24 protein-coding genes are annotated in these 23,936 nt (G+C 42.6%); 17 read left to right on the forward strand and 7 right to left on the reverse strand.

Annotated elements, in window-relative coordinates; all coding sequences use genetic code 11:
• Window positions 1-19 precede the first annotated feature (19 nt).
• The 12 genes from FTU87_RS09785 (at window position 20) to FTU87_RS09840 (ending at window position 9,877) form a co-directional block, all read left to right on the forward strand.
• Window positions 20-856, forward strand: coding sequence for a metal ABC transporter solute-binding protein, Zn/Mn family (locus FTU87_RS09785; protein WP_100329707.1), 837 nt, complete (start codon window positions 20-22; stop codon window positions 854-856).
• A 174-nt stretch (window positions 857-1,030) separates the two neighbouring features.
• Window positions 1,031-1,423 (forward strand): ATP synthase subunit I, encoded by a 393-nt coding sequence (locus FTU87_RS09790; protein ID WP_005173819.1) that lies wholly within the window; start codon window positions 1,031-1,033, stop codon window positions 1,421-1,423.
• A gap of 110 nt (window positions 1,424-1,533) precedes the next feature.
• Entirely contained in the window at window positions 1,534-2,409 is an 876-nt protein-coding gene (gene atpB / locus FTU87_RS09795; protein ID WP_005094552.1) for a F0F1 ATP synthase subunit A, read from the forward strand.
• An 85-nt stretch (window positions 2,410-2,494) separates the two neighbouring features.
• Window positions 2,495-2,740: a F0F1 ATP synthase subunit C gene (gene atpE / locus FTU87_RS09800; protein WP_000424060.1), complete on the forward strand. Its 246-nt coding sequence runs from the start codon at window positions 2,495-2,497 to the stop codon at window positions 2,738-2,740.
• Window positions 2,741-2,779: 39 nt separating this feature from the next.
• The gene (locus FTU87_RS09805; RefSeq protein ID WP_005173825.1) at window positions 2,780-3,250 is read left to right on the forward strand and encodes a F0F1 ATP synthase subunit B; all 471 of its coding nucleotides are present in this window, start codon (window positions 2,780-2,782) and stop codon (window positions 3,248-3,250) included.
• 12 nt (window positions 3,251-3,262) lie between these two features.
• The gene (locus FTU87_RS09810) at window positions 3,263-3,799 is read left to right on the forward strand and encodes a F0F1 ATP synthase subunit delta (RefSeq protein WP_180097181.1); all 537 of its coding nucleotides are present in this window, start codon (window positions 3,263-3,265) and stop codon (window positions 3,797-3,799) included.
• A gap of 43 nt (window positions 3,800-3,842) precedes the next feature.
• Window positions 3,843-5,387, forward strand: coding sequence for a F0F1 ATP synthase subunit alpha (gene atpA, locus FTU87_RS09815; RefSeq protein ID WP_074383695.1), 1,545 nt, complete (start codon window positions 3,843-3,845; stop codon window positions 5,385-5,387).
• Window positions 5,388-5,475: 88 nt separating this feature from the next.
• Window positions 5,476-6,345: a F0F1 ATP synthase subunit gamma gene (atpG, locus tag FTU87_RS09820; RefSeq protein ID WP_004280996.1), complete on the forward strand. Its 870-nt coding sequence runs from the start codon at window positions 5,476-5,478 to the stop codon at window positions 6,343-6,345.
• 26 nt (window positions 6,346-6,371) lie between these two features.
• A complete protein-coding gene (gene atpD / locus FTU87_RS09825; protein ID WP_004280997.1) occupies window positions 6,372-7,766 on the forward strand; it encodes a F0F1 ATP synthase subunit beta in 1,395 nt (464 codons plus the stop codon).
• A 26-nt stretch (window positions 7,767-7,792) separates the two neighbouring features.
• On the forward strand, window positions 7,793-8,212 hold the full coding sequence (locus tag FTU87_RS09830) for a F0F1 ATP synthase subunit epsilon (RefSeq protein ID WP_005094544.1): 420 nt from the start codon (window positions 7,793-7,795) through the stop codon (window positions 8,210-8,212).
• A 101-nt stretch (window positions 8,213-8,313) separates the two neighbouring features.
• Window positions 8,314-9,264, forward strand: coding sequence for a hypothetical protein (locus FTU87_RS09835; protein WP_180097183.1), 951 nt, complete (start codon window positions 8,314-8,316; stop codon window positions 9,262-9,264).
• Window positions 9,265-9,277: 13 nt separating this feature from the next.
• The gene (locus FTU87_RS09840; RefSeq protein ID WP_180097185.1) at window positions 9,278-9,877 is read left to right on the forward strand and encodes a hypothetical protein; all 600 of its coding nucleotides are present in this window, start codon (window positions 9,278-9,280) and stop codon (window positions 9,875-9,877) included.
• A 53-nt stretch (window positions 9,878-9,930) separates the two neighbouring features.
• Here FTU87_RS09840 and FTU87_RS09845 read toward each other — a convergent pair whose 3' ends face one another.
• Window positions 9,931-10,863, reverse strand: coding sequence for an IS5 family transposase (locus tag FTU87_RS09845; RefSeq protein ID WP_005103080.1), 933 nt, complete (start codon window positions 10,861-10,863; stop codon window positions 9,931-9,933).
• 431 nt (window positions 10,864-11,294) lie between these two features.
• On the opposite strand from FTU87_RS09845, the gene FTU87_RS09850 reads away from it, so the two are divergent.
• Window positions 11,295-12,671, forward strand: a complete 1,377-nt coding sequence (locus tag FTU87_RS09850; protein ID WP_180097187.1) for an NAD-dependent succinate-semialdehyde dehydrogenase — start codon at window positions 11,295-11,297, stop codon at window positions 12,669-12,671.
• Between the two features lie 28 nt (window positions 12,672-12,699).
• On the opposite strand, the gene FTU87_RS09855 is transcribed toward FTU87_RS09850, so the two are convergent.
• The 3 genes from FTU87_RS09855 to FTU87_RS09865 form a co-directional block, all read right to left on the reverse strand.
• Window positions 12,700-13,704, reverse strand: a complete 1,005-nt coding sequence (locus FTU87_RS09855) for a pirin family protein (RefSeq protein WP_180097189.1) — start codon at window positions 13,702-13,704, stop codon at window positions 12,700-12,702.
• 129 nt (window positions 13,705-13,833) lie between these two features.
• The gene (locus tag FTU87_RS09860; protein WP_005173841.1) at window positions 13,834-14,436 is read right to left on the reverse strand and encodes a hypothetical protein; all 603 of its coding nucleotides are present in this window, start codon (window positions 14,434-14,436) and stop codon (window positions 13,834-13,836) included.
• 528 nt (window positions 14,437-14,964) lie between these two features.
• Window positions 14,965-15,510 (reverse strand): glutathione peroxidase, encoded by a 546-nt coding sequence (locus tag FTU87_RS09865; RefSeq protein ID WP_100358032.1) that lies wholly within the window; start codon window positions 15,508-15,510, stop codon window positions 14,965-14,967.
• 190 nt (window positions 15,511-15,700) lie between these two features.
• Here FTU87_RS09865 and FTU87_RS09870 point away from each other — a divergent pair, with 190 nt between their 5' ends.
• Window positions 15,701-16,597 carry a DMT family transporter gene (locus tag FTU87_RS09870; RefSeq protein WP_180097191.1) on the forward strand — a complete coding sequence of 299 codons (897 nt, stop codon included), beginning with the start codon at window positions 15,701-15,703 and terminating at the stop codon, window positions 16,595-16,597.
• A gap of 441 nt (window positions 16,598-17,038) precedes the next feature.
• Here FTU87_RS09870 and FTU87_RS09875 read toward each other — a convergent pair whose 3' ends face one another.
• The 3 genes from FTU87_RS09875 to FTU87_RS09885 form a co-directional block, all read right to left on the reverse strand.
• Window positions 17,039-17,608 carry an L-threonylcarbamoyladenylate synthase gene (locus FTU87_RS09875; RefSeq protein ID WP_074383691.1) on the reverse strand — a complete coding sequence of 190 codons (570 nt, stop codon included), beginning with the start codon at window positions 17,606-17,608 and terminating at the stop codon, window positions 17,039-17,041.
• A gap of 41 nt (window positions 17,609-17,649) precedes the next feature.
• Window positions 17,650-18,789, reverse strand: a complete 1,140-nt coding sequence (gene dprA / locus FTU87_RS09880) for a DNA-processing protein DprA (RefSeq protein ID WP_180097193.1) — start codon at window positions 18,787-18,789, stop codon at window positions 17,650-17,652.
• Window positions 18,790-18,881: 92 nt separating this feature from the next.
• Window positions 18,882-20,036 carry a LysM peptidoglycan-binding domain-containing protein gene (locus FTU87_RS09885; RefSeq protein ID WP_180097195.1) on the reverse strand — a complete coding sequence of 385 codons (1,155 nt, stop codon included), beginning with the start codon at window positions 20,034-20,036 and terminating at the stop codon, window positions 18,882-18,884.
• Window positions 20,037-20,156: 120 nt separating this feature from the next.
• Between FTU87_RS09885 and def the strand changes: the two genes are divergently transcribed.
• The 3 genes from def (at window position 20,157) to FTU87_RS09900 (ending at window position 23,305) form a co-directional block, all read left to right on the forward strand.
• On the forward strand, window positions 20,157-20,687 hold the full coding sequence (gene def, locus FTU87_RS09890; protein WP_180097197.1) for a peptide deformylase: 531 nt from the start codon (window positions 20,157-20,159) through the stop codon (window positions 20,685-20,687).
• A 92-nt stretch (window positions 20,688-20,779) separates the two neighbouring features.
• Window positions 20,780-21,193 (forward strand): DUF2946 family protein, encoded by a 414-nt coding sequence (locus FTU87_RS09895; protein WP_180097199.1) that lies wholly within the window; start codon window positions 20,780-20,782, stop codon window positions 21,191-21,193.
• Window positions 21,194-21,265: 72 nt separating this feature from the next.
• Complete coding sequence (locus FTU87_RS09900) at window positions 21,266-23,305, forward strand: TonB-dependent copper receptor (protein ID WP_180041307.1); 2,040 nt, start codon at window positions 21,266-21,268, stop codon at window positions 23,303-23,305.
• Window positions 23,306-23,936: the final 631 nt, after the last annotated feature.

Here is a 23,936-nt window from a genome sequence, read left to right on the forward strand (position 1 = left end):
TTTTAAGTGATTTCTACTCATGTTCCGTCTCCTTGCAATGGGTCTTTTGGCTTTGTTCAGCACACTCAGTTGGTCACAAAGTCTGGTGGTCTCGACTCAGCCGATCTATCTGATTGCCAAGAAAATTACCCAGGGCGTGGAACAGCCGACTTTATTACTAGCCAATCAGAGCGGACATGATGTCAGTCTGACCCCGGCACATCGTAAAATCATTCAGGATGCCGGTCTGGTGATCTGGTTGGGTCAGGCGCATGAGGCACCGCTGGCCAAAGTGCTGAATGACAGTCATAAAGGTATCGCTATTTTAGAGTCCGGTATTTTGACCACATTGCCGATGCGTAACCCGCGTGGTGAGGCCTTAAAAAATACGGTAGATACGCATGTCTGGCTCGATCCAAACAATGCCGTAAGGATTGGCTTCTTTATTGCGGCGCTGCGTTCGCAACAATTGCCGGAGAACCGTGAACTGTACTGGAAAAATGCACGCGACTTTGCGCAAAGCATGTTTGCGACGGCCCAGCGTTATAGCTCCAGCACTAAAGCCAAAGCTTACTGGTCGTATCATGATGCCTATCAATATCTGGAACGTCCCTTGAATCTGAAGTTCATGGGCGCACTGACCGATGATCCACATGTCTCGCCAACTGTGGCACAAATCAAGTTCTTACAGGATCATCGCCCACAGCCTAAAATGTGCCTTCTGGCCGAAGGTCATGCCAGTGAAAATCAGTACCGAAAACTGAAACCGGTAGTGTTTCAGCATGTCGATGAAAGCATGAGCGGGGCAGGGGACTTTGTGCAAGCCTGGCAGCAATTAGCAGCAGAAACCCAGAAGTGCGTATTAAATGCACGCTAATGATTTAAAAAATAGACAGATTTTGATTAGTTTAACAGCATTGCCCCGATTTAAAAAAACACGACTAAGGTCGGGAAAAGATTGCATGTTCAGGGGTGTAACTCTATAATGCCTGCGATTAAAAATAATCACCTGTTAAACTTGTCAAGCATGATTGCTGTGAGTGAATAAATAATGAGCCGAACTAGTCGCTTGATTGACCGACGATTAGCGAAAGCTTTGGTCCTCCTGCAAGCCTGTATGATCCCTGTTTCAGCCTTGATCGGCTGGGTCGTGAAAGACTCAACCGCAGCCCTGAGTGCAGCATTAGGTGCGCTCGTTTGTTGGCTCGCGACTTGTTATTTTTCGTGGCAATCGTTTCGAGCAGCAGGAGCCCGCGCGTCTAAACAAGTTCTTTCGAACATGTATAAAGGCTTAATGGGAAAGTTTGCAATTGTGATTGTTGGTTTCATTTTAATTTTAAGCAATGTCGAACCGTTGTCAGCGGTGGCGTTGTTTTGTGGTTTTATACTTGTTCAAGCCATGTCGTGGGTCGCTCCGTTTTGGGCGTCACGTCTACAAAAATGAGTATAGACACAACAAGAAATTGAAAAGTTTTTCAGGAGCAGGCGAGATATCAAGCAGCACGCGATATTCGTTTGTTCTATTAGTTTTTTGACATTGACCAGGTGTGATTTATGGCTGCTGAAGAACATGCCCTTACTTCGACCGAGTATATCAAGCATCACTTGACCAACATGACCTATGGCAAAATGCCAGATGGTACATGGAAATTGGCCGAGAGCGGTGCTGAAGCTCAACAGATGGGGTTCACTGCTATTCACTTGGATTCAATGGGTTGGTCTATCGGACTGGGTCTGATTTTCTGTTTGTTATTCTGGTTGGTTGCGAAAGCGGCTAATGCTGGTGTTCCTACCAAGTTCCAGTCTGCAATTGAAATGATTATCGAGTTTGTAGATTCAAGTGTACGTGATACCTTCCACGGGAAGTCTCGATTAATTGCACCCTTAGCTTTAACCATTTTCGTGTGGATTTTCCTCATGAACTTGATGGATTTGATCCCTGTTGACTTTATTCCTTATGTAGCTCAACACGCGATTGCTTCTATGCTGGGTGTAGACCCTCATCAGGTTTACTTTAAAATTGTTCCGACTACAGATCCAAACGTTACCCTCGGTATGTCTATTTCTGTATTCTTCTTGATCATTTTCTATAGTATTCGTGAGAAAGGTGTTGGCGGCTTCGTTGGTGAGTTAGCACTTAACCCATTTAACCCAAGTAACCCAGTTGCTAAAGTGCTTTTGATTCCATTCAACTTATTGTTGGAATTGACCACTTTCTTGGCGCGACCAGTTTCATTGGCTCTACGACTGTTCGGTAACATGTATGCGGGTGAGTTAATCTTCATTCTTATCGCGTTATTACCGTTCTGGATCCAGTGGGCGTTGTCTGTGCCTTGGGCGATTTTCCACATTTTGATTATTACGCTACAAGCATTCATTTTCATGATGTTGACTATCGTGTACATGAGTATGGCAAGCGAAAAGCATTAATGGTATTGCCTAACTGTCAACGGATGGTTGGGCACACAATTTTTTAACTTAATTTGGTATAAAACCTAACCTCTGAGGAATTATCATGGAACTCACTTTAGGTCTAGTTGCAATTGCATCTGCTATCTTGATCGCTTTCGGTGCTTTAGGTACTGCGATTGGTTTTGGTCTTCTAGGCGGCCGTTTCCTTGAAGCTGTTGCTCGTCAACCAGAATTGGCTCCGCAACTTCAAACTCGTATGTTCTTAATCGCAGGTCTTCTTGATGCTGTGCCTATGATCGGTGTTGGTATTGGCTTGTTCTTCATCTTCGCTAATCCATTTGTAGGTTAATCAGCTTAATTCCGAAATTCACTATTTGAGGAATTTGCAATGAATATCAACCTCACATTGTTTGGCCAAGCGATTGCGTTTGCGATTTTTGTCGCGTTCTGCATGAAGTTTGTATGGCCACCACTAATCAATGCGATTAGTGAACGTCAGCGTCGTATCGCTGATGGCTTAAATGCTGCTGAAAAAGCGAAAGCTGACCTTGCAGATGCGCAAGCACAAGTGAAAGCTGAACTGGACACGGCAAAAGCACAAGCGGCTCAATTGATCGAACAAGCGAACCGTCGTGCAGCACAGTTGGTAGAAGAAGCGCGTACTCAAGCATCTGCTGAAGGTGAGCGTATTCGTCAACAAGCGAAAGAAGCTGTTGATACCGAAATCAATTCTGCTCGCGAAGAATTGCGTCAACAAGTGGCTGCTCTTGCAGTGACTGGTGCTGAGAAAATTCTTAGCCAGCAAGTTGATGCAGAAGCTCACAATGCCATGCTGACTCAGCTGGCTGCTAAACTTTAAGAGAGGCAGATTATGGCTGAACTCTTGACGTTAGCACGCCCTTATGCAAAAGCAGCATTTGTTTACGCTTCTGAGCAGGGTGCAACTGACTCTTGGTCAACTGCACTTGAATTGCTCAGTGCTGCGGTGCAAGACGAAGCATTTTCAGCTTATCTAAATCGCCCGGAGCTTACACCTGCTGAGCAGGTGTCTCTTTTTGCCAAAGTTTTAGGTGAAGACCAAACTGCAGCAGTGTCTAACTTCCTGACATTGCTTGCTGAAAACAACCGTTTGACGCTTCTTCCTGAAATTGCTGCAGAATATGAACAGCTCAAATCACAGAATAACAATACTGTGGATGTTGTGATTGAATCAGCATTCCCATTAACTTCTGTTCAGGAACAATTACTGACGCATGCATTAGAGAAGAAATTCGAAGCTGCAGTAAGTGTTTCTGTAGAAGTGAAACCAGAGCTTATTGCTGGTGTAGTTATTCGTGCAGGCGACCAAGTGATAGATGATTCTGCGCTTAACAAGCTTGAGAAAATGCGTACTCGTCTTCTTGCTTAAGAAATAAGAAGACTGAACTTTAAAAAGATTGAGGTATAGCGCAATGCAACAACTGAATCCATCCGAGATCAGTGCGCTCATTAAACAGCGTATCGGCGATCTGGACACCAGCGCAACCGCTAAGAACGAAGGGACCATTGTTATGGTTTCCGACGGTATTGTGCGTATTCACGGCCTTGCTGATGCAATGTACGGTGAAATGATCGAATTCGACGGCGGCCTTTATGGTATGGCACTGAACCTAGAACAGGATTCAGTGGGCGTCGTTGTTTTAGGTAACTACTTAAGCCTTCAAGAAGGTCAAAAAGCGCGTTGCACAGGTCGTGTATTAGAAGTTCCGGTTGGTCCAGAACTTTTAGGCCGTGTAGTCGATGCTTTGGGTAACCCGATTGATGGTAAAGGCCCGATCGATGCTAAATTAACTGATGCTGTTGAAAAAGTAGCACCAGGCGTAATTTGGCGTCAGTCAGTGGATCAACCTGTACAAACTGGTTATAAATCAGTAGATACAATGATCCCTGTAGGCCGTGGTCAGCGTGAGTTGATCATTGGTGACCGTCAAACTGGTAAAACAGCAATGGCGATCGACGCGATCATCGCTCAGAAAAACTCTGGCATTAAATGTGTATACGTAGCAATTGGTCAAAAACAATCGACTATCGCTAACGTAGTACGCAAGCTGGAAGAAACTGGCGCTATGGCGTACACCACTGTTGTCGCAGCAGGTGCATCTGATCCAGCAGCAATGCTGTATTTGGCTCCGTACTCTGGCTGTACAATGGGTGAATACTACCGTGACCGTGGTGAAGATGCGTTAATCATTTATGATGACTTGTCTAAGCAAGCTGTTGCGTATCGTCAAATTTCATTGCTTTTACGCCGTCCACCAGGTCGTGAAGCTTATCCAGGTGACGTGTTCTATCTACACTCGCGTCTACTTGAACGTGCTTCTCGTGTATCTGCTGACTACGTTGAGAAATTCACTAACGGTGAAGTTAAAGGCCAAACTGGTTCATTAACTGCATTGCCGATTATTGAAACTCAAGCGGGTGACGTATCTGCATTCGTACCAACCAACGTAATTTCGATTACTGATGGTCAGATCTTCCTTGAAACATCATTATTCAACGCAGGTATTCGTCCTGCTGTGAACGCGGGTATCTCTGTATCTCGTGTTGGTGGTTCAGCGCAAACCAAGATCATCAAGAAATTGTCTGGTGGTATCCGTACTGCTTTGGCGCAATACCGTGAATTGGCAGCATTTGCTCAGTTCGCTTCTGATCTTGACGAAGCAACTCGTAAGCAACTTGAACATGGTCAACGTGTAACTGAGTTAATGAAGCAAAAACAATATGCTCCATACTCAATTGCTGACCAGGCTGTTTCAATTTATGCATCTAACGAAGGCTACATGGCTGACGTAGACGTTAAGAAAATCGTAGACTTTGATGCTGCGTTAATTTCTTACTTCCGTTCAGAACATGCTGCGTTAATGCAACAAATCGATGCCTCTGGTGATTACAACAAAGACATCGAAGCTGCAATCAAAGCAGGTATTGAAAGCTTTAAAGCGACTCAAACTTACTAATTTAGCAACTTGCTAGATTAGTGTTGGTTTGGTTCACGGAATCAACCTTCGGAAGCTCGCAAGGGCTTTCGAATACTAGGTTAAGCGTATGGCAAATTTAAAAGAAATTCGCGCCAAAGTAGCTAGTATCAAGAGCACGCAAAAGATTACTCGAGCGATGCAAATGGTAGCAGCTTCTAAGATGCGTCGTGCGCAAGAGCGCATGGCTCAAGGCCGTCCGTATGCCGAAAATATGCACCGTGTAATTGCTCATTTGGTCCAAGCGAACCCTGAATACAAACACCGTTATATGGTTGAACGCCCGGTTAAGCGCGTTGGCTATATCATTGTGTCTTCAGATCGCGGCCTTGCTGGTGGTTTGAACATTAACCTGTTCAAGAAAGTGGTAAAACACGTTCAACAGCAACAAGAGCAGTCAATTGAAGTTCAATTTGCTTTAATTGGTCAAAAAGCGGTTTCGTTTTTTAAAAACTACGGCGGTAAAGTGCTTGGGGCGACGACGCAAGTCGGTGATACTCCGAGTCTTGAGCAGTTATCTGGTTCTGTACAGGTGATGTTGGATGCTTATGATAAAGGCGAGTTAGATCGTATTTATCTAGTGTCAAACGGCTTTGTCAATGCCATGACTCAAAATCAAAAGATCGAACAACTTGTTCCTTTGGCTGCTGCTGAAGAAGACAAGACTCTTAACCGTCAATACGGTTGGGATTATATCTACGAGCCTGAAGCTGAAGAGCTTTTAAATGGCTTGTTGGTTCGCTATATCGAGTCTGTGGTGTATCAAGGTGTGATTGAAAACATCGCATGTGAGCAGTCTGCACGTATGGTCGCTATGAAAGCAGCGACAGACAACGCAGGTGAGATCATTAAGAGCCTGCAACTTATTTATAACAAGCTGCGTCAAGCCGCGATTACTCAGGAAATTTCTGAGATCGTTGGTGGTGCCGCTGCCGTTTAACATTATTTTGAATTGAGGAGACAGCAATGAATAGCGGTCGTATCATTCAGATCATCGGCGCGGTTATCGACGTCGAGTTTGAACGCAACAGCGTTCCTAAGATCTATGACGCTCTCCAAGTAGATGGTACTGAAACTACTTTAGAAGTTCAGCAACAGCTTGGTGATGGCGTAGTTCGTACTATTGCAATGGGTTCTACTGAAGGCCTTAAGCGTGGTTTGAACGTAGTTAACACTGGTGCGCCGATTTCTGTACCTGTAGGTACAGCGACTCTAGGCCGTATCATGGACGTTCTTGGTCGCCCGATCGACGAAGCTGGTCCTGTTGCGACTGAAGCGCGTTTACCAATTCACCGCTCTGCACCTTCTTATGCAGAACAAGCAGCTTCTACTGACCTTTTAGAAACTGGTATTAAAGTCATCGACTTGCTATGCCCGTTCGCTAAAGGTGGTAAAGTTGGTCTGTTCGGTGGTGCCGGTGTTGGTAAAACTGTAAACATGATGGAATTGATCAACAACATCGCGAAAGCTCACTCAGGTTTATCTGTGTTTGCTGGTGTTGGTGAGCGTACTCGTGAAGGTAATGACTTCTATCACGAAATGAAAGATTCTAACGTTCTAGACAAAGTAGCAATGGTCTACGGTCAGATGAACGAGCCACCAGGTAACCGTTTACGCGTAGCGTTGACTGGTCTTACTATGGCTGAATATTTCCGTGACGAGAAAGACGAAAACGGTAAAGGCCGTGACGTACTATTGTTCGTAGATAACATTTATCGTTATACACTAGCGGGTACTGAAGTATCAGCACTTCTAGGTCGTATGCCATCTGCAGTAGGTTACCAGCCTACACTTGCAGAAGAGATGGGTGTTCTTCAAGAACGTATTACATCGACTAAGTCTGGTTCTATTACGTCAATCCAAGCGGTATACGTACCTGCCGATGACTTGACAGATCCATCGCCTGCTACAACGTTTGCTCACTTAGACGCAACTGTTGTATTGAGCCGTGACATCGCATCTTCTGGTATTTACCCAGCGATCGATCCACTAGACTCAACTTCACGCCAATTAGATCCGTTAGTTGTTGGTCAAGAGCATTATGAAATTGCACGTTCTGTACAGAACGTATTGCAACGTTATAAAGAGCTTAAAGACATCATCGCGATTCTTGGTATGGACGAGCTTGCTGAAGAAGATAAACTGGTTGTTTACCGTGCGCGTAAAATCCAGCGTTTCTTCTCTCAACCGTTCCACGTAGCTGAAGTATTTACTGGTGCTCCTGGTAAATTAGTATCTCTTAAAGAAACGATTCGTGGCTTTAAAGGTCTTCTAGCTGGTGAATACGATCACATCCCAGAACAAGCGTTCTACATGGTTGGTGGTATTGACGAAGTGATTGCTAAAGCTGAGAAACTTTAATTAGTTCCCTAATTTAGGAGATTCTCATGGCGACTATGCAATGTGACGTTGTAAGTGTTCAAGAGTCTTTGTACTCAGGCACTGTAACTATGCTAATTGCTAAAGGTGCTGGCGGTGAGTTAGGTATTATGCCTGGTCACGCTCCGCTAGTAACTTTGCTCCAACCTGGCGCGATCCGCGTTATTTTGGAAAACGGTACAGAAGAGTTGATCTATGTATCTGGTGGTGTTCTAGAAGTTCAACCGCATGTTGTTACGGTTCTTGCAGATACTGCAATCCGTGCCGACAACTTGGATGAAGCGGCAATTATTGAAGCGCGTAAACACGCTGAACAATTGCTTGCCAATCAAAAGAGCGATTTGGATTCTGCTGCTGCATTGGCTGCTCTTGCAGAAACTGCTGCACAGCTGGAAACGATCCGCAAAATCAAAAACCGCGCTCAATAAGAGACGGTTTGAGATTGAAGAAACCACCCGAAAGGGTGGTTTTTTTATGTGTTGTAAATTATTCTAAGTTTGAAAAATTTATAGAATTTTTATAGACAGAAATGAACACAATAAGTCCTTATTTATTACGAGTATATAATCCGACATTGGAAGTCAATGATAAAGGAAAAATCAAAAAAGGTTTCAATAGCTTGTTGAATGACATTAATGGGTTAGATTTATTTGATCTATTGAAGAAATTCATTACTACTCATAATGATAAATTTTATAAAGTTGAAGATGATAAAAGAAGGAAAGTCTATAAATTTTATGATGTCAAAGCTAGTAATTCTAATAGATTTATATATGGCTGGTTTTTGGAAGGGGAGTATGGTCTAGAAAAAGATATTATTGATATTAATAGTTCAGATATTGAATTCAAAAGGAGGCTGGATAATGCCGAAATTACTAAACATTTTTTTTATATAAAATTACCTTTATTATCGAGACATGGTTTGGTTTTATTGCATAATTTTAATGGAAATGGTGTTAAAACCACCTTTCATGATGAAATTGTTGCATTTACGAGACCTCAATTAGATTGCTTCGTGAGTATGACACCTTTGTCTGATGAGACTTCATTAAAGAAATGGAGTAAAGCTGTTGCGAAAGAAATCAGATTAAATAAGTTTATTGCTCAAGATGATATTGCAGATACTATTACGGATTTAGGCTATGAGGAGAACAATGCATTTACCTTAACAGTTAAGCCACCCATAAGAGGGGGGAATTTTGGTACTTTAGCTGAATTAACCTCAAAAAAGAAAAAAGATAAGCCGTCAAAAAAGCTGTTAGCTGTCGAAATTTTATCTGAGCATTGCAAAGAAGTGAAAACGGTATTTGAACTAAATGGGAAGAGAAGAACATTTAGAATTGGGAATGGAGTATCAAATATTCTTTGTGAAATTGAGGCTCCAGAAGAATTATTAGAAAACCCTACCCCTGAATTTGATGAACTCAAAAAATGGGCATTCGAGGTGGCTGAAGAATTCTCTTCAGAGATAACCCCTTAAGGAATTATACTAAATGAGTAAAAAAATTAGTGTTTTAAATATTTGCACCGAGCACCTTAAAACCTTGACTAAAAGGGATATGTTTAGTTTTTTTGGGTTACCTATTGTTATAGTAATAGGTGCATTATTACTTGATATACGTCTTGCAAAAGATACATTATCATTGTTGGTTAGTTTCGGTTCGATATTTACTGCACTTTTGCTTTCGTTACTTGTACTGATTTTTGATCAGGAAACTAAGTTGGATGAAAAAGCTGAAATTTGGAATAGTAATAAGAGTACTATCCCTTTGTTTAAAAAGAGAAAGCGACTCCTTAGTGAGTTGTATTCCAATATCTCTTTTTCAATTATCTGTTCATTAGTATTAGTTTTAGCTTGTTTAGTTTTGTCACAATTTTTGAGCTATACAGAGCCATCAAAAATGAATGAAAATCTTTCTAAATGGCTATTTAATCCTATAACAACTGCTTTATTGATATTAACAGCACTAAATATACTTATGATATTAAAGAGAATACATACTCTTTTAACTGTAAAGCCTGAAGATGGTTTATTAGTAAAAAAAGTCCATAATCCAAATTCTCCAGAAGATGATGAAGAAACTTTAGCTTGATGGCTTTGTTGCATAAAGGTTTGAAAGGCTGAGTTCCCTTAAGCTACTCAAATTTAAGAGACAACTTGGGTATGAGGGCGACCTAATTCTGTGAATTTATTCAAGACTGCCATGCGTGCATGGATCTCATTCACCTGACTTGGAAAACTCCGCGCTGTTAATTTATCGCCTAATAATTTGATGCAATGCATCTTGGTTTCAACCAAACTTCGACGGTGATAACCAGACCACTTTTTCCAAAGCGATCTGCCTAGCCGTTTGACTGTCTTTAATAATTCGTTCCGCTCTATAGACCTCGCTTGCTGATCCTTCCAAGGCTTTGCATTCTTTCTAGGTGGAATGATCGCATGTGCATCTCGATCTAAAATGACTTGTCGGCAGTGCTTTGTGTCATAAGCACCATCTGTATAAACAGAATCAATTGGTTCATCCAAGGGAATTTGAGCAAGTAAATCTTCGAGTACTTGAGAATCACTGACATTATTTGTGGTGAGTTGTACTGCACGTATTTGCAGGGTTTTAGCATCTATAGCAATGTGAAGCTTACGCCATTGGCGACGATATTCAGCCCCATGTTTCTTGCGTTTCCATTCACCTTCACCAAGAAACTTCAAACCAGTAGAGTCTACGAGTAGATGCAGTCCATCACTACTTTTTTGATAGCTAATCGCAATATCAATATGCTTTTGTCTACGACAAAGGGTGGAATAATCCGGAGCTGTCCAATCTAATCCAGAGAGTTTAATCAGACTTTGAACAAAACCTGTGACCATACGTAAAGAGAGTCGGAATAGTAATTTGATCATTAAGCAGCATTGAATCGCTGTATCGGAGTAGGTTTGATTTCGACCTTGCTTGCCTTGTGATTGTGCATACCACTGAGTCTTTGGATCAAACCAAATGGAAATATTACCTCGGTTAATTAAGGCTCGGTTATAGGATGACCAATTGGTTGTACGGTAGATTTTAGAGGCAGGCTTATTCATTTTGAAATTATATTGCTGAATAAGCTTTTGATGCTAGGTTTGTGCAACAAAGCCTAGCTTGATTAGAAAATTGGGTTTGTTATTTTTATTATTAAAGGATACTAAACTTTCTATTTTCCATAGTTTTCACCTGAAAAATCCGATTAACACCTTCATCCAAACTTGGTATTTCTAGTTGTTATAAGCTATCCAAATCTCCAACTTAAGAAAAATTAGCTCTTTAATTGGTATGTTCTAACCAAATTTCATTTTGTACCACTCGATATAACTTTTACCCTTTCTCAGTAATGTTTTGAACCAATCTGTAAACCTGCACACGCCATAAAAAAATCAATGATAAGTTAAATGATTCGAACAGATTTCGCTTGTTATAGCTGAATGCGATAGAAGTTTAGAACAGGCAAAACTTATAATTGAAAAAAGGGAAAACCATGGCTTATCAATCTATTAATCCATTTACCAATCAAAAATTGAAAGACTACCCAACGCATAGCGATCAAGATATTCAACAAGCACTCGATACTGCAGAAAAAATCCTAAAGTCAGAATGGTCACAGCAGGTCGATACCCGTATTGTAGTACTGCGTAAATTGGCTACCAACATGCGAGCGCAAAAAGCTGAACTGGCCAAGCTTATGACCCAGGATATGGGAAAACTGATCAAGCAAAGTGAAGGTGAAATTGAAACCTGTGCCAAAATTGCCGAATACTATGCGGATCATGCCCAAGAATTTTTAGCGCCAGTGTCCTATGAAACCGATCTGGGTGAAGCGTGGGTCGAGCATCATCCGCTGGGTATTATCATGGCAGTTGAACCGTGGAACTTCCCGTTTTATCAACTGATGCGGGTCTTTGCACCGAACTGTGCCATTGGTAATCCGGTTCTGGCAAAACATGCTGGCATTGTGCCACAATGTGCGGAAGCCTTTGAGCAACTGGTCTTGGATGCAGGCGCACCCAAAGGCGTCTGGACCAATCTGTTTATCAGTTCCGATCAGGTGAAAGACGTGATTGCCGATAAACGTGTACGTGGTGTGGCACTCACAGGTTCAGAAGGTGCGGGCAGTGCAGTCGCTGAACAGGCCGGAAAACATCTTAAAAAATCAACGCTGGAACTGGGCGGGAATGATGTATTTATCGTATTGGATGATGCAGATCTGGAACGCGCAATTAAATTAGGCTGTCAGGCGCGCGTCAATAATGCCGGTCAAGTCTGTACTGCGGCAAAACGCTTTATCCTGCATGAAAAAATCGCTGAACAATTCAAGGCTGGCATGCTCAAAGCCTTTGAACAGTTAAAGATGGGTGATCCGCTTAATCCGGAAACTACCTTAGGGCCACTGTCTTCAAAAGATGCCTTAGAAAAGCTCACCAAACAAGTCGAAAAAGCCGTAGCGCAAGGTGCAACTGTGGTGACGGGTGCTAAAGCCGTAGAACATCAAGGCAATTTCTATGCACCGACCATTCTGGAAAATATCACGCGTGAAAATGAAGCCTGGTATGAAGAATTCTTTGGTCCGGTGGCGCAAATTTATGTCGCAAAAGATGATGATGAAATTGTCGAAATTGCCAATGATTCTAATTATGGTCTGGGCGGCGTGATCCATGCGCAAGATATTGAGCGCGCTAAACAACTGGCGTCACGGGTGGAAACCGGCATGATCTGGATCAACTGGTTTACCGATACCACGCCGGAATTACCATTTGGCGGGATGAAGAACTCCGGTTATGGCCATGAACTCTCGATTGATGGTTTCAAAGAATTTGTGCAAAAGAAACTGGTCGTGGTCAAAAGCCCGAAGAAATAAAATATTGACTCGACAAAGAAGCCACTATTCAGTGGCTTCTTTGTTCTGGATATTCTTCGCGTTGACCACCGTCATAACTGGCAAAACGAGGTCGTTCTCGTGGAAATGATGGTTCAGCGTTTGGCCAAGGCCAAGCACCAAACTGGGTGTCACGATAACGGCGAAAAGCAGCATCCAGTTCCTGCGGAGTATTTAACACAAAGGGCCCGCGCATCGCCACGGGTGCACCAATCGGTTCACCTTCTAGCCATAAAATATGTGATTCCAGTAAACCACCTTTGAGATGAATATCCTGATCTGGTTTGAGTTCTATCAGATGCTTGACCTGTATTTTCTGTCCTTCCAGCTCCAGACTTTTGCCTTGGTAGAAATAACAAAAACGCGTCGCGCTCGCAGTACTTGCCGGAATAATCAGCTCTGCCTCAGGCGCAAGTGTGATCAGGTAAATATTGACCCTGTTTTCAGCAGGTGCTGCCCAAGAATGGGGTGGACGATCCAGTGCTTCGGTATCTTTAAACTGCCCTGAAATGACCCGAATATCCGCTTTAGGTCCGGCTGCATTGGCTGAAAATACATGCGGAATCTGTTCACGCCACAACATTTTATAATCGGCCGGCTGCTTTTTCTGTTCCGGTGAGGAATTCAGCCAGATTTGAAACAGCTCCAGAGGATTATCCTGATCTTGATGAACTAAGGGAAACATTTCGCAGTGCTGTACCCCATTGCCGGTGGTCAGCCATTGCACATCACCTGCGGCATAACGTCCCGAGTTTCCGAGCGAGTCAAAATGGTCGACATAACCGCGCTCGACAATGGTAATGGTTTCAAAACCGGTATGCGGATGCTCCGGAAAGCCGGGAATTTGCTCGCCATAATACATGTCATATTCATGCTGATACGGCGCTGTCACAGGCCCTAATTGGGCATTGCCTTGTGGATAATGATCCTGATGGTGAACAGTAAAAATAAAGGGATCTTTCAGGTCAAGTCGGGATTCGACCGGAACAACAGAATACAGCACTGAATTCGACATGATTGAACTCCTGATTATTTTATTAGATATAAGCTTTTAATTTAAATTAGTTTTTATAATAAATCACAGTGTAAAGCAGATAAGGCGATTGAGGAAGATGCTTTCCGATCTATCGCCTTAGATGAAGGTTTAGGTATTTTCCTGTTCAGTCGTACTGTCTGATTTTTGCTCTGGATTCTGGATCAGCAGCCCCGCCAGTTTGATCATTTCAGCTTGCACATTGACCATCTGCGATTCAATTTTTTTCAGGTCGATCTGGCTTAAATCCATGTCACCATTCAACAGCGGTGAGGCCAAGACTTGCTGATTGGCACTCATGATATTGCTGCGGATCTGGTCAATTTCCTGACTTTTTAAGTTCAGGTTGCCGAGTACCTGATTAAAGCTGTTGAGTTGCTGTTGTAACTGGGTTGCGGTGGACTGCAGTTGCTGAGTATCCTTGGCTTCTACTGCACTTTGTAGCTCAGTCTGAGTCTGCTTCAACTGTTCCACATAACTGCCTGCTTTCAGCTGTAAGTCAGCCACATCACGAACCATATAAAACATATTGCCCGATCTAAGCTCAGTTGGTGCGGTAGCGCCAGTTTGCGGCTGGCTGGCAGTGTCAAGATCGGAACTACGAGTTTCCGCTTGCTCAGTGGGTGCTTCAACTGCCTGTTCACATCCCATCAGTAAAATCCCTGAGCTAAATAATGCAAAAGGAAGAACGGCATTGGCAAGAATCTTGGACATGGAATCAGGGTCTCGGTGCAGGTGGAAATATTTCATGATTTAATATAGGGACAAACTATGGAGATAAAAAAGATTGTTGCAAAGTTATAACAAATTTACTGAAGCGCAGACCGTCTTCGATTAAAAATGCTTAAAAAATAAAGATAAAACTCACGTTTTCAACTCAATAAATTGTTTGGGCTGTAATGATGTTAAGAAACGGAGAGTTCTGGATATGCATGCTTACATTCTCCCTATTCACTTGATCCAGTACGGGTTTCTCATACGCGTAGAATGCATTTGATATAGAAAATACGCTTGCTTTTACTCAATGGTTTATTGCTTCAAGTGTATTGTTAATCTAACCGAGGATCGTTGCAGATTAGGCCTGTTAGATTGATGAACAGGCGACGAACTATAGCCAAAAATAAAAGTTGAGGGCGACTTATAGATAGGATTTATATGAATCATTATGTATTTAACTCGCTGTGTTTAAATTACAAAGTAAGTATCTATTGGGTAAATACATACTTACTTTGCGATTAGCAATTATTTGGCCAGTTCGGCATTTACCGCATCCACAATTCGCGGATCATCTGCAGTAATGTCAGGCGCAAAACGTGCAACCACTTCGCCATTCTTATTGATCAGAAATTTCTCAAAGTTCCATAACACTTCAGGCGGTTGGTTTGGAGTCAGGCCATAATCGACCAGATCTTTCCACCACGGGCCTTCACCGATCCGCTCTGGTACAGCTTGAGTCAGCGTGGTATAGAGCGGATGCTTGTCTTCGCCCGCCACAGAAATTTTAGCAAAGAGCGGGAAGTCAACCTGATAATTGATAGAGCAGAATTCCTGAATCTCTGCTTCGCTACCTGGTTCCTGCTCCAGAAAGTTATTGGCAGGGAAGCCCAGAATTTCCAGACCTTGCGTTTTTTTGTCTTTATACAGCTTTTGCAAACCTTCATATTGCGGAGTCAGACCACATTTCGATGCCACGTTCACCACAAGCAATACCTTGCCCTGATACTGGTTTAAGGTGGTTTCTGGGCCTTGAATGGTTTTGACTGGAATGTCATATACAGAGCGAGTCATTAGATTTCCTGTTTATTCAGACTGAATCGTCTTTGTTTTAACGGGTATTTAGATTCAATACAAGTAACAGCTGCTGAGGCAGGAGGCTTAAATCGGTAAATTGCCTGAATATCATGTGAAAAATCTATTATGCTAGGGTGCGCAAATAGCAATCGCTAAATAACAAGACAAGCGACACATGGATGAGGGTATGACACAGCAGCACAAAGCAGTCTGGTGGGCAATGGTATTGCCATTGGCTGCAGTTTTTATTTGGTCCTTAAACATGACGGTGACACGTTATGTGGCGGATTATATTTCTCCCATCAGTATCAGTTTTTACCGCTGGGTACTGGCACTGCTAATTTTAAGCCCATTTCTGTTGCCCAAGGTCAAAGCAGCCTGGCCAGAGATTCGCCCACATCTTGGACACTTTGCAGTTTTGAGTGCCTTGGGGATGGTGCTGTATCAAGGATTGGCCTATAGCTCTGCACACTTTACCACTGCGACCAATATGGGGCTGATCAATGCCTTTATTCCTATTTTTACCATTATTGTGGGTATTTTCGTCTTAAAAATTCGCCCGACACAGGCTGCGGTACTGGGGAGTCTGCTGTCTTTTATTGGGCTGTTGTATGTCATGGCCCAAGGGCAGGGGTTGCATTTCTTGACGGTGGGCGACAGTTATATCGGTGATTTGCTGATGCTGATCGCAGTATTTTTCTATGCCTGCTATGGTGTCTTGCTGAAAAAATGGCAGATTCAGATTCCACTGTTGCTGAGTCTGTATATCCAGATTTTTATGGCCTGTCTCTATCATATTCCATTGGTACTTTACTTCGGTCTGGACAGTATCAATAGCCATAATGCAGCCAGTATTGTTTATGCCGGAATTTTTCCTTCTATTTTAGCCCCGTTTTTTTGGATGATGGCGGTACAGCAACTCGGTCCAAATCGTAGCAGTATTTTTATGAATCTGATGCCGGTTTTTACCGCGATAGTCGCCTATCTCTGGTTAGGTGAAGCCTGGACCATGTATCACAGTATTGGAGGCGGTATCATTTTACTGGGAATTATATGGGCACAATATCCGGGAAGAGCAAAGTGATAAGCTAAGGAACAGTTTATCAAGATATTAATTGTTTAAATATTAAGCAAACAATCAAGGTTTTTTAATTGAAATAGCCTGTTAAATCCCAATTTTTAAATGTGAAAATAAATATAAAAATCTTAATTTATTTTAAAACTGGAATAGAAAGAGCAAGATAGTTTGAATTTTGGTTAAAAGTTGCCTAGTATTAATAGAAAATATGTATTAATTGAGTTTTTTATTGTACTTGTCGTTGCACTAATTTTCTCTCATAATGCGTCCATCGAGAATGATTAAACATATTTTTCCTTGTTTTATCAAACTCCCAGAGATTTCTGAACCCTCTGGATGTGATTTATGCACATCCTTTTTTATGCTCAACCATCCCTATATGGTTGAGCTTTTTTTTGTCTTAAAACTTTAGTCGAGCTTGAATATCTGAGTCGACTGAGAACCAACTTAGTCGCGAATAATCGCCCCACTGACGGCGTCAATAATCCGGCTCGGTTGCTGGCTTAACCCTAAGTCACCATTCAGATAATTCAGATTCTGATCAAAGTAGCGAATCGCATCTTGCAGTGAACGTGCCGGTTCCAATCCTGCAGGATTGGCACTGGTAGACACAATAAAACCGCCAAAGGCCTGACACAGTGCCATACAGAGTGGATGGTTGGTAACGCGAACCGCCACTTTGGGATGATCGCCCTTAATCCAGGCCGGAATCTCCTGATGCGCGGGAAGCAGCCAGGTGATGGCGCGTTCAGCGGGTCTGTCATTGCTCCAGGATTCAATCACTTGTTCACGCATTTCTGTAGTTAAATCTTGCAGCAGATGTTCCACCTGTGAAATATGCGCTGCCAATAGAATCACCCCTTTTTCAATCGGGCGCTGTTTCAATTTTAAAATCTGATGAAATGCCTGTTCATTATAAGGGTCGCAACCTAAGCCCCAAACAGCCTCTGTAGGATATGCCAAGACTTGTCCGTCTTTAAGACATGCTGCTGCTTCAGCAACAGAGGTAGTAATCATGTGAATACCTTATACAAAACAACAAAGCCCTATTGTGAACTTTATTTCAGTGGACGACAACGCTGATACATGCCCGCTTGTTGAGTACTCAAGCCGAGCAGCTCAAGTTCCATCAGTTGACTGGTTAAGGAAGATACTTCCTGTTGTAAATGAAAACTGAGCTGATCCAGACTCTGTCCGACCCAATCGAGTTGATTATAAAGATGAATTAAATGGGGCGGGATAGCGCGCTCTTGCTCAGGATAAGTATCTTTTTTGAAGTGATTTGCATTCGCTTGCCACTGTGTTGCTAGGGCTAAATCCTCAATCACTTGCTGTGGATGGTCAATTAAAATCGCACCTTCACGAATCAGTTGATGACAACCTTGATGATGTTCACTGTAAATATGCCCCGGAATTGCAAATATGTTCTTGCCTTGTTCCGCTGCCCATTGTGCCGTAAGCAATGAACCACTTTTTAACGCGGCTTCTGCCACAATCACCCCAAGACTTAAGCCGCTGACAATTCGGTTGCGCCGTGGAAAATGCTGCTGCAAGGGTGGGGTAAAAGGTAAAAACTCAGTAATAACTGTACCACCGTGGTTAATCATTTGCTGACGTAGTGCTTGATGTACAGCAGGATAGGTCTGTTCGATCCCTGTACCCATCACTGCAATCGTTCGTCGATGTTGTAGCGCAGCCCGATGTGCTGCTTCATCAATCCCTTGTGCCAAGCCACTATTAATATAAAAACCTTGCTCACTCAGATAAAAGGCAAAGTCATAGGCGACTTGCTGTCCGTGCGGACTTGGCTTGCGACTGCCAACAATTGCAATTTGTGGCTGGAGTAACTGATCTGCATGTCCCTGCCCGAACAGAATTGGCGGCTTATGCTCATAATGACTCAGTTGTTGTGGATATTCAGCATCTGTATGCAAAAGCACAAAATCACTGTGCAACTGAATCTGTTCTAGACTGTGCTGAAAATGGGTTTGAGATTCGCTGCTTTGAAAGTCTTTCAGGCGTTGAATATGATTTTTATGAAGGCCGAGCTTTTGCCAGGTCTCGATTTGAGAACAATGGACTGCATCCGCAAGATCTGCATAATGCCGACTGATTTTATAAAAGCTGGTGAGGGAATGTTGCACCAAATACCACAGCGTGATGGCATTGATTTGTGATGTCGACAATCTGTTCAACATAGTGAGACCTATTTTTGCGTCTTCTTATTATTGGTATGAATGAAAATAATTGAGATGATGCTGATCTATCAACATCATCCCACTTTGCAACCTTAGTCTTCTAACAAAGGAGGCTGAATGCCGGCACCCACTTTAATTGGAAGCTCGCTATCCAGCACATAGGCATAGCTCAATTGATCGAAGGCTTTAAAGACCATGACCTGACCAATACGCTCACCTGGCAATTGCACCCGTTCTTTAGTCTTCGGATCAGTCACCACTTCACCTTTCTGGTTTACGCTAAAGACATGACCTGTCTGAACGCCATGTGCCGTACCACGGTCAAGGGTGACGACACTATGACGTGCTGCAGTACCAATCGACCCCAATACACGCACAATCTGACCACCAGGCACAATACTTTCTGCATTGGTTGGGTAGAACAGCGTCGGTAACATCGGGTCGTATTCAGCGAGTACGCGGTCACCGCGACGCACCTCCGCGTTATAACTGTCAGTCAGCTCCAGTGTGGTTACCTCACCTTCACTACGTACTGCAATAGCAGATGCCACCTGTTGCAGCTCGAGTGCAGCAGTATATTTCTTGCCATTGGCATCGGTAAATACATAAGGCTCAGCTTCACGATAAACGGCATAGCGTTGACCAACGACCAGACCGTTACCACGTACATAGACTTTCTGGCCTTTGCCCGCCAGTACGCGCTGATCTGCAGTTCCAAGAATGTATGGGGTGCCTTGAACTGAATCAGGCGCCATCAGGGTATAGCGCTCTAGCCACTGTTTGATATGTTCTAGTGGAATCACTGGAATGGTATTGTTTAAAGATTCAACCCGAATCTGAGGTTGCAGAGAGGTGCTGCCCAGATAGCGGCTGATAATACCGTCACAACCATCACCTTCATCTTTGCCAATAATCGGACGGCCCTGATAATCACACATCAACAGGCGGTCACCCGGAAAAATCCAGTGTGGATTTTTGACGTGCTTGTTGCTGGCCCAGATTTCAGGCCAACGTACCGGATTTTTCAGAAAGCGTTTCGAGATGTCCCAAAGGGTGTCACCTTTTTTTACCACATAAACATTGGGTGCACTGGCTTTTAATGCCGGTGGATTGACGTTACGTGCAGGTGCTGCCTCGGCAGAATGAATGGTCCCCATACTGACACCTACACAAACAGCGAGTGCCAGCATCTGATTTTTAAACCCCAAGGCACTAAAAAATGGCATGCCCTTCAAAACCTTTTTCATTATCATAATTCCTAAAATTATGTGCGTAGTTGCGTTATAATAACGATCTTACACACATTTTTTTGATGAAGCATTCCCTTCATTTGGTTTTTTGATCAATGGCATAATTGAGGACGCAGTATGGCCTTATTACCTATTTTAAGTTTCCCGGATCCCCGTCTTCGTACCATTGCACAACCTGTCGAAGAAGTGACTGATGAAATTCGTCAGCTCGCTGCAGATATGTTTGAAACCATGTATGAAGCACCAGGTATCGGACTTGCCGCGACTCAGGTGGATCGTCATATTCAGCTGATTGTTATGGATCTGTCTGAAAATAAAGATCAACCGATGGTGTTTATTAACCCCAAAATTACACCATTGACTGAAGAAACGCAGCCCTACGAAGAAGGCTGTCTATCAGTTCCTCAAATATACGATAAAGTTGACCGTCCGTCACGTGTAAAAATCGAGGCAATTAATCTGGAAGGTCAAGCATTTGAACTCGAAGCTGACGGACTTCTCGCTGTGTGTATTCAACATGAAATGGATCACTTAAGTGGCAAATTATTTGTTGATTATTTATCGCCATTAAAACGTCAACGTGCACGTGAAAAAGTAGAAAAACTGGTACGCCAGCGTAATAAAGACAAGGTGGCAGTTAAACGCTAGGATATTTTTTTAATTTATTTTAATGATCCAACAAAGCCCAATTCTGATTGGGCTTTGTTATAATAGACATGAGCATATTTTAGGAGTGGCCTGTGTTTTTACGCGCGGGGCTGCTATTTGCATTTGCAGCTGTGTTTCTACAGATTGCTGTATTTTTACAGCCTTTGTTACCGACGCAATATCAGGTTGCTCCGGTCTGCGAAACCATCACGCGTGCACTTTTTGTAGCAACAGACCCGCATGCGCAGCATAGTATAAGCGAACATACCCATTTCAAGGTTCAATCCGACCATGCTGAGCATGACCATCATGATGCCAATCATCAATGCCAGTACTGTACCGTCTATGCCAATCTGATCTTGCCGCCTGACCTGGAGATCCAGCAGGTACTTGACCGGATTCATGTACGTTTGATTGCTTATCAGAAAACCTTTAAGCATGTCTGGTTTGTCCTTCAGCAGCTCTTCTTAATTCCTCAGGGACGGGCACCACCACTGCCTGCATAAATCTGCATTTTTCCGCTTGGGTTGTTATTGACTCAAGCCATGCTTTATTTATGTATTCAGTGAGATAAAAAAATGGCTCAGCCTAAATTTTTTTTACAGCCACTTGCGGCTGCGATTTGTGTTATCTGTTATTCACCAGCCACAATGGCAAATGAAACGATGCCCGTGCAAACTTTGGCACCGATTGTGGTGACTTCTACAGCAGGTAATGATGCCAATGGACTGATTGTCCGTGCTGATCCGAAACAGCCGATTCAACCGATTCCGGCATCAGATGGTGCAGACTATTTACAAAGTATTGTCGGTTTTAGTGCAGTGAATAGCGGTGCCGGCACCAATGGTGATGTGACTTTCCGGGGTATGTTTGGTTCAAGAATTAAAATCCTGACCGATGGCACTGAAAACCTGGGGGCCTGTCCAAGTCGGATGGACTCACCCACCTCATATATTTCCCCAGAAAGTTACGACCAGATTACGGTGATCAAAGGGCCGCAAACCGTGCAATATGCCAATACTGGTTCGGCTGCAACGGTTATTTTTGAGCGTCGTCCTGAGGTATTTAGCTCAGAGAAAAACTATCGTGGGCAGGCAACTGTTTTATTGGGTTCTTTTGATCGTGTAGATACCAATTTAGAATTGGCTGCTGGAGATGAGCAAAAATATATACGTCTAAATACCAATCGTTCTACTGCAAATAGTTATAAAGATGGGGAAGGTGATGTTGTTCCTTCGGATTGGATGCGCTGGAATGCCGATCTCGCTTTGGGTTGGACGCCATCTGAAGACACATGGTTTGAATTGACCGCTGGTAAAGCAGATGGTGAGGCTGTTTACGCTGGACGTGGGATGGATGGTTCGAAGTTTGCCCGTGAAAGTTTAGGTTTGCGTTTTGAAAAGAAAAATGTCACAGATGTGATTAAAAAAGTAGAAGCCCAAGTCAACTATAATTTTAATGACCATGTCATGGATAACTTTAGTTTGCGCGATTTTAATCCAGCAGGCGGTATGAAGATGCCAATGGCGACCAATGTGGCACGTAAAAGCTTAAATGCACGTTTTGCAGTGACACATGAATGGGACAATATTGATTTCATCACAGGTGCTGATACACAAAATAACCAACATAGCATTCGTAAAGGCATGCATGAAAGTTATAAGAACAAACCACGTGAAACGGACATGGAGTTTCAATCATTCGGTGCATTTGGTGAAGTGAATTATCATTTTAATGAGCAAAATCGTTTGGTGTCAGGTCTTCGTTTTGATCAAGTCAGCGTTAAGGATGAGCGACAAGAATCGATTGATCAGCGTTATAACCGTGAATTAGATCAGACATTGACGAGTGGATTTATTCGTTTTGAAAATACTCATGCCGACCATGATGATGGAAAAACTTATATTGGTTTAGGCTATGTTGAGCGTATGCCAGACTATTGGGAGCTTTTTAGTCCAATCAGTGGTAATGGCAACAACAATACGTTTAATCAGGTCGATATAGAAAAAACACTTCAACTTGATGCGGGATATCAACATCAACATGGCGCAGTAAGTTCATGGGCTTCTATATACGCAGGTGTTATTCAGGATTATATCTTGACGAGATATGACCAAAATTTAAAAGCCCATGCACGTAATGTTGATGCCAATATTGCAGGTGCTGAAGCTGGTATAGGCTATCAGTTTACCGATGCCTTATATACAGATCTGAGTCTTATGTATGCTTGGGGTGAAAATACCACAGACCATACACCCTTGGCTCAAATCTCCCCATTAGAAGCACGTGTCAATCTCCGTTATGTTCAAGAGAAATATAATCTCGGCTTATTGTGGCGTGTTGTTGATGGGCAAAACCGCATTAGTGAAAATGAAGGCAACATTGTTGGTTTTGATATCAAGCCAAGTGCAGGTTTTACGATTTTATCTCTGAATGGTACCTATCATGTGGCAAAAGATATTGATCTTGCCGTTGGTGTGGATAATGTTTTGAATAAAACATATACAGAACATTTAAATAAATTAGGCAATGCTGGCTTTGGTGATGGGTTTGCAACGAAGCAACAATTTAATAATACAGGGCGTAATTACTGGGCAAGAGTCAGTATGACGTTCTAATTTGACGATCTTCTAGACAAAAAGCAGGATTTTTATCCTGCTTTTTTGATATTACTCTCTATAAAATAATAAAAATCAATATCTTATGTGTTTTTAGCTCAAATGGTTTATAGAGATAAATTTTTATATAATTATTTTTTATTTAAAAAACATAAACTTAGTATTTTATCGGCTTATTAAACAAGCAGCTGTTTAAAGAGTTTTAAAAAAGGGGTTGCACCTGATCTGAAATGCTGTAGAATGCACATCCATCGGCAGTGATGAAGATTAAAACTTCTGATAAAACAGCAACTTAGCGCGGAGTGTTAAGATTGGGTTTTAGGAGAAAGTTTAAAATAATTTAAATTACTTGTTGACACTAACAAAATTTAGTGTAACATAGCCGACCTAGCTTGCTACTGACGAAGTAACAAGAAGATCATTAAGAGATTATGAAGAACAACTTGTGTGGATTTTTACTGGTTGATCGATCGAAATTATTTTCATTGATTGATGGTAGAAATTACTCGAAGTTTATTTGAGAAATATTTGTCAGAAAATTGATGAGCCAAGATTGGTGTCCTTTAGGCACTACTGATTTTAAACTGAAGAGTTTGATCATGGCTCAGATTGAACGCTGGCGGCAGGCTTA

It is taken from the genome of Acinetobacter sp. YH12156 (assembly GCF_013418235.1).
GTDB lineage: Bacteria > Pseudomonadota > Gammaproteobacteria > Pseudomonadales > Moraxellaceae > Acinetobacter > Acinetobacter pseudolwoffii.